Consider the following 1,934-nt stretch of genomic DNA (forward strand, 5'->3'; position numbering starts at 1 on the left):
GGAAGCTCCGCCGGCTGGGTGACGTCGGAAGGGGGCGTCGGCGGTGTGTTCCTGAACCCCGGGCCGGAGCTCCGCTCCACCTGGGACGGGAGGCGCTCTCCCAAGCTCCGGGTGGTGGCCGGGCGGACGGACTTCCAGGCCCTCCTCGGCGAGGACGTTATCTTTGACCACATCGAGGTGGTCGACATGAACGAGCGGCGCGAGTTCGTGGGCCGGCTTGAGGGTACGAGCGCCACAGGCGAGCCGGTCGAGCGATTCCTTCACGTCGGAGCGCGCGGAGTCCGCGACCTCGGAGAGCTGCTCCGCGCCGCCGGCTTGCAGCGTGAGGTGACATCGGTGGTCGACGTCAACGACCGGGGAGCTGTCCTGCTGCGAGTGCGAGGCGACGGCCGCGACGGTGCGGTCGTCCTGTCGCCCAACGAAGGATGACGCGAAGCGCAGACCCCCTTGCGAGCTAAGTACGTGATCCCATAAGTACGATTACGTATTTGGACTTGCTTGATAGTGGTGTCATCGGGTATAATTGCTTCCGAGATGCCGAGGAAATCACCATTCCCCATTGTCCTGAAGCCTGATGAGCGCAAACGCTTGAAGGCAATCGCTGGAAGGTATACGTCACCGTACATTGAGGTCATTCGGGCCAAGATCATCCTCTACGCAGCCGCTGGGTTGAGTAACAAGGAGATTGGTGAGCGTCTTGATACCTCACGTCAAATCGTCAGCAAGTGGCGCAAGCGCTTCTTCGAGAAGCGCTTGGCGGGCCTCGAGGAAGGAGAGCGCAGCGGTCGTCCCCGCAAGTTTTCCCCCCTCGGTCGTCGTGGCGGTCAAGGCGCTCGCGTGTGAGCTACCCCATGAGCGGGATCTGCCTCTGTCCCGCTTCAGCACTGCGGATCTCCAACGCGAGGCTATTGCTCAGGGTCTGGTCGCCGAGATTGGGAAGACGACGGTGTGGCGCTGGCTGAGCGAGGATGCCATCCGGCCTTGGCGCTATCGCAGTTGGATCTTCCCACGCGACCTTGCTTTCGCGGAGAAGGCGGGATGCATCCTCGACCTCTACGAGGGACGATGGCAGGGTAAATGTCTGAACCTGAATGACTTCGTGATCTCTGCGGACGAGAAGACGAGCATCCAATGTCGCGAACGGAAGCATCCCACACAAGCCCCGGCGCCCGGCCGCCCGATGCGTCTCGAGCACGAGTACGAGCGTCGGGGGGCCTGGGCCTACTTCGCGGCTTGGGACGTTCGCCGGGCCAAAATCTTCGGCCGCTGCGAGCGTAAGACCGGGATCGTGCCCTTCGAGCGTCTGGTCGCTGAGGTCATGGTCCAAGAGCCGTACTGCAGCGCGGAGCGGGTCTTCTGGATCGTGGACAATGGCTCGTCCCACCGCGGCCAGAGTTGCGTGAAGCGCTTCCAGGACAAGTGGCCCAACACGGTCGTCGTTCACACGCCCGTTCATGCCAGCTGGCTGAATCAGATCGAGATCTACTTCTCGGTGGTCCAGCGAAAGGCCTTGCGACCCAACGATTTCTCCTCACTTGAGGAGGTCGAAGAAAGACTGCTGGGCTTTCAGCGCTACTATGAGGAGGTTGCTCGGCCGTTTCAGTGGAAATTTACCCGGAACGATCTCGCCAAGCTGATGGATCGACTCGCAGACTACGACAGCGACCTGAGGATAGCCGCTTGAGCATCCGGGAATACGTCGCCGAACTTGCGGAATGCTGTACTAAGGCTCTCGGTACCGTCGTGCTGAAAGCTGGCGATGGTGCCGAGCGGGCAGTGCACCAACTTGTCCAGTTGTTTGATGCGCCGGAGGAGCCGGTTCGTGAGGCGGCGGTCGGAGCCTTCTCGCGCCCCGGGGCGTTTGAGACCAAGGCAGCACCGATGCTCGCCGAGCGCGCTGCCATGGCCGCTGCCTTGCTCTCGGTACGCGACGA

The 1,934-nt window shown here is 62.3% G+C and carries 2 protein-coding genes and 1 pseudogene; all 3 read left to right on the forward strand.

Features of this window, described 5'->3' with window-relative positions; all coding sequences use genetic code 11:
- The first annotated feature begins 18 nt into the window (after window positions 1-18).
- Window positions 19-429, forward strand: a complete 411-nt coding sequence (locus tag GY769_12315) for a hypothetical protein (GenBank protein ID MCP4202705.1) — start codon at window positions 19-21, stop codon at window positions 427-429.
- 159 nt (window positions 430-588) lie between these two features.
- Window positions 589-1,684: pseudogene (locus tag GY769_12320) on the forward strand (IS630 family transposase).
- A partial coding sequence (locus GY769_12325) for a hypothetical protein (protein ID MCP4202706.1) occupies window positions 1,681-1,934 on the forward strand: 254 nt, incomplete at its 3' end. The pseudogene GY769_12320 and the gene GY769_12325, both read left to right, overlap by 4 nt.

Source organism: bacterium, assembly GCA_024224155.1.
In the GTDB taxonomy this organism is placed as follows: Bacteria; Acidobacteriota; Thermoanaerobaculia; order Multivoradales; family JAHEKO01; genus CALZIK01.